General features: G+C 72.6%; 5 protein-coding genes and 1 pseudogene. All 6 read left to right on the top strand.

The annotated features are described in order from the left end of the window. Positions 1–190 precede the first annotated feature (190 nt). Positions 191–983: pseudogene (locus ACRYMN_RS20130) on the top strand (IS5 family transposase). A 179-nt stretch (positions 984–1,162) separates the two neighbouring features. Beyond that, on the top strand, positions 1,163–1,351 hold the full coding sequence (locus ACRYMN_RS20135) for a hypothetical protein (protein WP_432499070.1): 189 nt from the start codon (positions 1,163–1,165) through the stop codon (positions 1,349–1,351). A gap of 704 nt (positions 1,352–2,055) precedes the next feature. Next, positions 2,056–5,961 carry an FtsK/SpoIIIE domain-containing protein gene (locus tag ACRYMN_RS20140; protein WP_432499072.1) on the top strand — a complete coding sequence of 1,302 codons (3,906 nt, stop codon included), beginning with the start codon at positions 2,056–2,058 and terminating at the stop codon, positions 5,959–5,961. Positions 5,962–6,048: 87 nt separating this feature from the next. Continuing rightward, the gene (locus ACRYMN_RS20145; protein ID WP_432499075.1) at positions 6,049–7,263 is read left to right on the top strand and encodes a hypothetical protein; all 1,215 of its coding nucleotides are present in this window, start codon (positions 6,049–6,051) and stop codon (positions 7,261–7,263) included. A gap of 256 nt (positions 7,264–7,519) precedes the next feature. Continuing rightward, complete coding sequence (locus ACRYMN_RS20150; protein ID WP_432499077.1) at positions 7,520–7,849, top strand: hypothetical protein; 330 nt, start codon at positions 7,520–7,522, stop codon at positions 7,847–7,849. A 170-nt stretch (positions 7,850–8,019) separates the two neighbouring features. Then, positions 8,020–8,994 (top strand): hypothetical protein, encoded by a 975-nt coding sequence (locus ACRYMN_RS20155; protein WP_432499080.1) that lies wholly within the window; start codon positions 8,020–8,022, stop codon positions 8,992–8,994. Positions 8,995–9,273: the final 279 nt, after the last annotated feature.

Here is a 9,273-nt window from a genome sequence, read left to right on the forward strand (position 1 = left end):
CCTGCAAGCGCCTGGCGCTGCGCTACGACCGCAGCGCGGTCACGATCACCGCGCTGGCGCGGCTGGCGGTCACGCTGATCTGCGCCCGGCGGCTAGCTCCAGCGGACTAACAACTCCTTTCACTATGACTTGCGGAGCCGCTGCGGCGGTTCAAAGCTGTGTCCTGGCCGAGGACGCAGTGCCGGAGCTGATGCCGGAGGGGCTGTGGCAGCGGGTGCAGCCGCTGCTGCCACCACGCCCGCCGCGCCGCGTTCGCCATCCAGGACGACTGCCCCGCGATGACCGCGCCGCCTTGGCCGGCATCGTTGTGGTGTTGAAGACCAACTGCACCTGGGCGCACAAGTCCCCACCGACCGACTCGGCTGCTCGGGAGTCACCTGCTGGCGACGACTGCGGGACTGGACCGAAGCGGGCGTGTGGCCGCGCCTGCACCAAGTCCTGCTGAAGGAGCTGCATGCCGCAGGCACGTTGAACCTGCAGGCCGCAGTCGTGGACGGCTCCCACGTCCGGGCGCTGAAAAAGGGGGTCACAGCGGCCCTTCACCAGTAGACCGCTCCCGCAGCGGATCCGAGCACCACCTGCTCACCGATACCAACGGCGTTCCGCTGGCCGTCACCTTGACCGGCGGCAACCGCCACGACGTGACGCAACTACTACCGCTGGTCGATGCCTTCCCGACCATCCGGGGTGTCCTCGGCCGCCCCCGCCTGCACCCGCGTCACCTCTACGCCGATCGCGGCTACGACTTCGACGTCTACCACCGAGCGCTGCGCGAACGCGGCATCGTCTCGCGCATCGCCCGCCGCGGCGTCGCTCACGGTTCTAGACTCGGCCGTGTTAGCTGGGTGGTGGAACGGACGTTCGCCTGGCTGCACCAGTTCAAGTGACTGCGGATCCGCTACGAGGTTCGGGCGGATCTGCACCTGGGGCTGCTGCAGCCGGTGTGCACGCTGATCTGCTACCGCAAACTCTCGACGTCATAGTGAAAGGAGTTGTTAGACGACGCGGCGGGGAGCAGCGTGCGCCCGGCCCGTGCGCCCAGCTGGCTCCGTCGGGGCGTGTACGGTCTATGCGGGGCTACACGTCACCATCACGTCCGGATGCCCCGGGTCACGCACTGGTGCCGGCTGGGTGCGTCAGGTGGTCTCCCGGCCCCTCCGGGTTGGGTCCCTGGCGCCCCTGCCCCACCGCCGCGCGCGCCTCCCGCAAGCAGTTTCACAACGCCAACGCGACTCTGCGCCGCGACGTCGCTGGTCTCGCGCGCCGCCTGGCCGACGTCCTCGAGATCGAGCCCGAGCAGCTGCGCGTCGAGCACCTGAGCTTCAAGGCGCTACGCCAGGCCTTCGCCTAGTTCGCCCACGACCACGCCCGCGCCTCCATTGGCCGGGCCTGGTCCACCTGGAATGGTCTGTGCACCTTCCTGGTCACCGAGGGCGTCACCGAGGGCAACGCCATAGCCCCTCCGGCACCAGCTCTTGAACCAGCTCCGGCACTGCGTCCTCGGCCAGGACACAGCTTTGAACCGCCGCAGCGGCTCCGCAAGTCATAGTGAAAAGTGTTGTAAGCGATCGCGTTGAGAGTCCAGCGAGCTGCGCGCAGCGGCGCCTGGCGCCGTACCTCTTGCCGCTGAGTGCGCGACGTGAGGTCAGTACACCGCGGAGGGTGCCACCGCAGGGCCTGCGCGATAGCAGCTGCACCTGCTGCTTCCTCGGACACCTCTTCAGCTCTTCTTCCCTCACCGCGCCGCGGCCACATCCACGGTGCGCCAGCGACCGAGTGGCCGGCGCTCCCGTTGGCACAGCCCACGCGCGTCATCGCGTATCACCAACCACACCGCGCGCTGCCCGAGCTCTTCGAAAGTCGCCTGTCCGGAATCGGTCCCGATCGCACCTACTCCGTATAGAAGCACCCCCATTGACCACGACCGAGGAGACACTTGTGGCCTACCCCCTGAGTGCCGCACGCGTCACTGCACCACCCCACCCGACCTCACCGGCGCTCGCGGGCGAGGCATCCTCGAGCCTTGCCCGCACCGCGCCGGCGATGGTCACGCGCGTGGCTGGCCTCGAGCCGCTGCCGCCGAGCTGGCCGGTGTGGGCGCTGGGCCTGGCCGGCGGGGGAGTGGGCTGCTACGCCGGAGCCCCCCTGGTGCACCTGGACGCCCTCGGCGTGCCCGGCGGTGTCGCCCTGGAGGCCGCCGCGCTGCTCAGCGCCATCGCCGGTGTCCGCGCGCAGCGCCGCGCATGGCTGATCGACCACCTGAGCGAAGCCCTCACCCCGTTGCTGGGCCTGCGCGAGCCCTCCCGCGAGCACGTCAAGGCCTCGCGCTGGCGCGGACGCTGGATCGGTGCCCCCGAGCGCCTGCGCCTGAGCTATAACCGCGGCAGCGTCAACACCGACCACCCGAGCTGGAGCCAGGACGTGCTGGCCACCGCCCAGCGGCTGCTGGGTGAGGAGTACGCCATCCGCCAGCACGACGCGCGCCGCGGCGTGCTGAAGCTACGACGCGTCCCCGAGAGCCTGGAGACCACCGCTGCGAAGACCCCGGCCGTCGAGCGCGCCACCCGCATCGCCCGCGAGATGCTCGGAGCCACCGCCACCCTCGTGCCCACCTTCGCCGACGAGCTCGACGAGGACGGCCAGCTGCAGCTGCACGCGGTCACGGTCAAGCACCAGGCCGGCACGCGCATCGAACGACCCGCCCAGCGCGCGCGCATCGAGCGCACCTTCTCCGCGATGCTGCCCGGCCGCTGGCGGGCGCTGTGGCAACTCGAGGACGACACCGTCCGCTTCGAGATCCGCCCCACGCTGCCCACCCGCATCGAGCACCCGGCCCCGCCGCAGCGCGACGGCCTGGACGTCCTGCGCGACTACGACGAGGTCGCCATCGAGCTGGCCGTCGATGAGGACGGTCACCTGAGCACCTGGCAGCCGGCCATCGACCCGCACTTGATGGTCGTCGGCGCCACCGGTACCGGCAAGACCGTCCTGCTGCACGGCGTGCTCACCGAGATCACCGCCTGGGGCTGGCCGGTCTTCGTCAACGACGCCAAGGGCGTGGAGTTCCTGGGCTTCCGCGAGTGGCCCAACGTGCGTGCGGTGGCCACCACGGTCGGTGAGCAGGTGGCCGTCATCCACACGGTGTGGCAGATCATGGAGGATAGGTACGCCGCGATCGTCGAGGGACGCGCGCACGAGTCTGACTTCGAGCCGGTCGTCCTCTTCCTGGACGAGTTCCGTGACTTCTACGGCAACCTGACCGACTGGTACGCGCGCGTGCGCGTGACCGGCAAAGGTGGTGACCCGAGCAGGGCGCCTGTGCTGGAGAAGGTGAAGTCCATCGCCCGCAAGGGCCGCACCGCCCGCACCCACCTGGTGCTGGGCACCCAGCGCCCGGACGCGGACTTCCTCTCCGGTGAGGCGCTGGCGATCGACACGCCCATCCCCACCCCGCAGGGGTGGACGACCATGGGGCAGATCGAGGTCGGTGACCACGTCCTGGGCGAGGACGGGCATTCAGTGCGGGTCAGCGCCACCACCGACGTCGCGCACGGGCGCCCGTGCTACCGGGTCAGCTTCTCCGACGGCTCCAGCATCGTCGCCGACGAGGAGCACCTGTGGGCGGCGCGCACCGCTGCGCAGCGCGCGGGCGACGCGGTGGCCGCCACCTCGCTCACCCGTGCCCAGCGGTGGTCGGCTCACGCTGAACTGGCCGCGCAGCTGGCCACCCTGGTCGAGGACGAGCGCGTGGTGAGCGTCAGCGAGTTCGAGCGCGAGCTGGGTCGTGGCCGCCTCACGCTGCTGCGCCTGGGCATCAACGACGGCCGCTGGCAGCTGGCCAGCGTGGGCCACCGCGAAGGTGAGTCAGGCCGCTTCGGGAGCCGCACGTACCGCCGATCCGACCTCATCGCGGTGCTGCGGCAGGAGCTGGCCTCACCCGCGCCAAGCTGGCGGGAGGCCGGGGCGCGCATCGTCACCACCGGTCAGATGGCGCGCACCGTGCGCCGCCACGACAACGGCGCCACCTGGTCGATCGGGGTCGCCGCGCCGTTGGTGCTGCCCGAGGCCGACCTGCCCATCGACCCGTGGTTGCTCGGCTACTGGCTCGGTGATGGGCACAAGGCCGCCGCCACGATCGCCACCGCTGACGAGGAGGTCTTGGAGCGGATCCGCGTGCTGGGGTACCGGGTGAGGCACTACGCGCGCTTCAACTACGGCATCAGCACCGGTGAGCGCGGCGGTGGACCGACCCGGCACACCCTCGTCGGCGCCCTGCGCGAGCTGGACCTGCTGCACAACAAGCACGTCCCGCCCGTGTACCTGCGGGCATCGGCGCGGCAGCGCGCCGAGCTGCTCGCCGGACTGCTGGACGCCGACGGCACGTGCGCCGTCCGGGGCTCCGGTGAGGTGCTCTCCGACCAGGTCACCTTCACCAACTGCGAGCGCCGCTTGATCGAAGCCGTGGCGGAGCTGGCCGCCTCGCTCGGCTTCATCCCCACCGTGCGCCAAGCCCGCGGCGCGGGCATCGAGGAGCACGTCACTTCCGTCGCCCACGGGTGCACGTTGCGCCCGGTGTGGGTGGTCTCCTTCACCCCCGACCGGCAGGTCTTCGGCATCGGCCGCAAGCAGAAGGTGCTGGAGCCGGCGCTGGCCCACACCCGGCGCGCCACCACACGACAGCGCTACGTCGTCGCCGTCGAGCCGGTGCCCTCCGTGCCGGTGCGGTGCATCACCGTGGACTCACCGAGCCACCTGTACCTGGCCGGGCGCAGCTTCATCCCCACGCACAACTGCCGCGACAACTTCCGCGCCCGGGTCAGCCTGGGGCGCCTGTCCCCGCAGGGCTCGATGATGATGTGGGACTCGCCCTCCGCGGCCGTCTCCGTGCCCAAGGGCATCCGCGGCCGCGGCATCACCCTCGACCAGGGCGACCGCCCCCGCGAGATCCAGACCTTCTGGACCCCCGACCCGCGCAAGGTCAGGGCCGAGCACACCGGCGACCTCGCCATCCTGCGCAGCCTGCTGCCCAGCCAGCGCCGTCACGAGCGCCTCGTCATCATCGCCCCGCACGTGCAGGAGAGCAGCGACCTCGACGAGCCCCGCTACGGGCAGTGGGCGAGCGCCTTCTTGCAGACCAGCTCCACCGGCGGCCCGGCCAGCACCGACTACCTGCGCCACGTCGCGCGCATCGTGCCGCTGGCCCTGCACCCGGAGCGGGCGCCGCGCTCCACGCTCGCGCCGGCGCTGCTGCTCGGCGCCGGCCACGACGTCGAAGCGGGCGAGCCCGACGAGCTCGACAAGGTCGACGGGCTTGATGATGCGGCCGGCTCGACGCGGGCCGCCGACGACTTCGACGGTGAGGGCGCCGTCATCGTGGAGAAGGCGCCCGCCGGCTCGCGCTTCGTCAGCCTCGAGCACCGCAGCACCACCGGGCCGCGCGGCAGGAGCACCACCAGCGACGACCCCGAGGCCAGCTATGCACCGGACGTCGCGCTCAGCTACGCCACCGGACACGACAGCGACTACGACAGCGAGCACGACGCCGAGCAGGACCAGGACGACGAGTTCGACGCCTTCGCCGGCTACGGCAGCCCCGAGGACCTCACCGTCGACGAGCTCGAGGCGGGCATGCTCGTCCTGCTCGACGAGGACACCGACCACTGGGCGGTGCTCGAGGAGGACCCGGCACCCGACCTCGACGACGACGACGCCCGGTGCCTGGACTGGCGCGACGACGACGACGGCGCCGGCTCGCTGACCGTCGACGCCAGCGCCGTGGTCACCGCCCGCCACCCCCTCGACGACGCACCCGAGCAGGACGAGCGCGAGGACACCACCCCCACCTCGCCCCGCCGCGCCGGCGGATCCAGCGGCACGCGCTCGACCGGCACGCCCCGACGTCGCGGCAGTCGCGCCGCGCGAGCAGCCCCTGAGCGTCCCCCGCTGCACGCCGTGCGCTGAGCACCGGGCAGAGCACCGCCTCCCGCTGTCCCACACCCACCCCTCCACCCACCCCTCCACCCACCCGCACGGACCCGGAGTGATGTCATGACAACGACCGCCACGCTCCACACCCCCATCCCCAACCCCACCTCCGCCGCAGCCAGCAGCGCCAGCGCCTGCGCCGAGGCGGCCAGCGTCGATGAGGTCCTGCTGGCGCGCACCGACGAGGGGCGGTGGCGCACCTGGCGCCCGCGCGCCGATGCGCACCTGTTCATCGGCGGCCATCAGGGATCGGGAGGCACCAACGCCCTGCGCGCAGCGGTGATGGGGTGGACAGCGGCCGGGGGAGCGGCCTTCCTCATCCACCCCACCCACTCCCGCCTGCAGTCGCTGCGCGAGTGGCCAGGCGTGCAGGCTGTCGCCGGCCAGGGCGAGGTGCACGCCGCCATCGCCATCGTCCACGCCCTGCACGCCGAGATGGAACGCCGCCACGCGCAGGCGTGCGCCAGTGAAGGCCAGCTCGAGCACACCCCGCTCCTGCTGGCGATCGACGAGTTCACCGACCTGCGCGGCTGGTGCCACTACGCCTGGAGCTACGAGGACGACGCCTCCCGCCGCGCCACCCGTGAACTGCTCGTCGCCGACCGAGCGTGCCGTCGAGCACACCCGCAGACGCGGCGGCACCGGCACCACCCCGCCAGCACGCCGGAGGCAACGGCCCTGAGCGCGCGCGCCGACACCGATGAGGCAGAGCCACCGGACCCGGCCGTCTCACCCACTCTCATTGCCCTGGAACACCCGCTGCGCGAGGGACGCGGCGTCGGCATCCACCTCGCCGTCCGCGCGGCCCACTGCGCACCCGAGGCTGTCGGCACCCTGCAGCACTTCGGCCAGCGCGTCTGGCTGGGCAAGGCTTCAGCGCTGGAGTCGCAGCTGATGTGGCACAGCGTCATCGGCGCCGAGTTCAGCGGCCGGGTGCCCGGGCGCGCCGTGTGCTCCAACGCCCACCGCCTGCCGGTCAAGGCGCAGGTCGTCTGGACCTCGGACCCGGGCAGCGCAGGGGCCGCCGACCACGAGCTGCTGCAGCGCATGAGCCCGCGCACCGCCGCCCACGAACCGCTGCAGCTGACCGCTCCCGAGCCGAGCAGCGCCGGCTTCGGCTACGCGCAGTGGGCGCACCCGCAGGTGTACCGGACCCTCGAGCAGGCGCGCATCGCCCACCTGAACGACCAGCGCCCCTGGCTGCTGCCCCGCTGGCTGCACCCGCAGGCGGAGCGCTCGCGCACCAGCCGCAGCAGCCGGCAGCAGGTGCACGCATGAGCGACGGCAGCACCTCAGCGCTGCTGTCGGCGCTGCTCGTGCTCACCTTCGCCTGCGCCTTCTTGCCCGCCGGCTTCCTCACCGAGCACCGCCGTGCGGCAGTGCGTGCGCGCCAGCACGCGAGCGCCGCAACGTCGGTGCCGGGCGTGCACACGCCCAGCGCCCCCGTGCGCACGCCGGCAACAAGCCGGTACCCACCGGCAGCAAGCCTGTATCCAGCCGCCGCAGATCCCGCACCCGCACCTGGAGGTCCCCGTTGCGCACCTCGTCCGAGCCGACCCGCAGCAACGACGACGACAAGATGACCCTGGTGCTGGTGGCCGCGTTGTTCCTCGCCTTCGGCGGGGCTGCGGCGCTGTGGGACAAGGTCTTGGGCAAGCTGCTCGAGCTGCACGTCATCCTGCCCGCCGGGCCGCAGATCACCCTCGCCCTGCCCGAGGCGGCAGGGGCGGGCCTGGACGGGCGTCGGCTGCTGCTGGCCGGCGCCCTCGTCCTGCTGCTGCTGGCGGCCGCCGCCGGTGAACGCCGCCGCAGGGCGCGCGTACGAGCGCGCGGCGGCGACGGCGCCCGGGCGGGCCGGCGATGAGGTCGACCAGCGCACCCGGCACCCGCGCGAGCACCTGCACGCTGCAGCGCGTGCACCGGCGGGCACGCGGCGCTAGGCGCATCCCCTACCCGGCGCTACGCTGTCAGCGCAACAGCCGTAACTCCAAAAGAGTAATAAGGTTTGGCGCTGGTCAGGCCGAGAGGAGCCGCGTGAGCGCCGCACGCCTTCGCCACGAGCACACTGCCGCAGGCGCGGCGCCGCACTCCCGCACCGCGGCAGCGGCGAAGGTCAGGGAGCAGGCGAGAGCCCACGCCGCTGCGGCGCCTGCTGAGCACGCAGGAACAGCCGACCCTGCGCAGTGGCGCGCCTCCACCGAGCGCCTGTCGCTCCATCCCACCCGCACACCCTCCGGCCTCAGCTTCGGCAACCTGCTGCGCAGTGAGCTGCTGAAGGTCACCAGCGTGCGCTCGCTGCCGATGACCGCCTTGGCCGCCATGCTCGTCGTGGTCGGCGTCGGCGTCGGTGTGAGCGCCGCGCTGGCGCACGACGCGGCCAGCGGCTCGGCGCAGAGCGCGCAGAGCTTCTTCAGCGTCCCGATGTCAGGAGTGCAGCTCGCCACGGTGATCGTGGCCGCGCTGGGCGTCATCTCCATCACCGGAGAGATCGCCAGCGGGATGATCCGCACCACCTTCCTCGTCGCCCCTCGACGCGTGAGCGTGCTGCTGGCCAAGGCCACCGTCCTCACCGCAGTGGTGATCACCAGTCAGGGTCTGGCCATCGCCGCGACGTTCGCGACCGTCAACTACGCGATCGTCGAGCGTGAGCAGCGCCTCTCCCCGGGTGCCCGTGAAGTCCTCACCGCCTTGGCCGCCAACGTCTACTTGCTGGTGGGAGTCGCGCTCATCGGCTTGGCGCTCGGTGTCGCGATGCGCCACGCGGCCGCGGCGATCTGCACGCTGCTCGGTGCCCTGTTCGTCCTGCCGATCCTGCTGCAGATGCTGCCCAGCTCCGCCCTGGTCGACGCGCTGAGGAAGTGGTGGCTGACCTCCACCATGGAGAACGCCACGGACCTGCGCAGCAGCGATCAGTACCTCCAGGCCCCCATCGGCGCTGCGGCCTTCACCGCGTGGATCGTGCTGCTGCTCACCCTCGCCGCCATCAGCCTCAGGCGGCGCAGCGCTTGATGAGTCCGAGCACCTGCCGGGCACCGCCCGCGCGGCAGTCCACTGCCCGCCGCACCGACACCCGCTGTCGGTGCGGCAGCAGCCGGGGGGGGGGGGGGGGGGGGGGGGGGGGGGGGGGGGGGGGGGGGGGGGGGGGGGGGGGGGGGGGGGGGGGGGGGGGGGGGGGGGGGGCGGGGCGGGGGGGGGGGGGGGGGGGGGGGGGGGGGGGGGGGGGGGGGGGGGGGGGGGGGGGGGGGGGGGGGGGGGGGGGGGGGGGGGGGGGGGGGGGGGGGGGGGGGG

The sequence above is a fragment of the Kineococcus gypseus genome (genome assembly GCF_050871305.1).
Classification (GTDB): domain Bacteria; phylum Actinomycetota; class Actinomycetes; order Actinomycetales; family Kineococcaceae; genus Kineococcus; species Kineococcus gypseus.